This is a genomic window from Ochrobactrum sp. SFR4 (genome assembly GCF_019730395.1).
Taxonomy (GTDB): domain Bacteria; phylum Pseudomonadota; class Alphaproteobacteria; order Rhizobiales; family Rhizobiaceae; genus Pseudochrobactrum.
Map to the genome: position 1 here is coordinate 1 of NZ_JAAPBB010000348.1, position 366 is coordinate 366.

General features: G+C 55.5%; 1 pseudogene. It reads left to right on the forward strand.

Features of this window, described 5'->3' with window-relative positions:
* A pseudogene (locus HBA93_RS19310) lies at nucleotides 1-366 on the forward strand (hypothetical protein); the annotation flags it as partial.

Here is a 366-nt window from a genome sequence, read left to right on the forward strand (position 1 = left end):
CCGTGAGCGCCAGAAAGCACGCGCTGCGGCCGAAGGTGGCCGCTATGATCCTGCGGCTTCGGCATGTCTCGATCTTTCCGGCATCTTCAATATCGGAAAATCAGGGCAGGGGGTTGCCGGCTATGGTGGCAATGACGTTGCCAATGCATCCCGCAATTGGTCTTACGGCAATGAAGCCATAGGCAAGCCGGTTGCTGAAGGTGGATTGGCCGTTGCCAATTCCATCATTGCCGATCGCGACCAGCTCAAAAATGTCGGCGGCCTTGCCGATCCGACTTCTGATGTGCGGCTTTTGACCGATGCCATTACGCTCGATACGTCCGATGGGGACATATCGAAGGCATATGTTCGGATGATCAACAACAT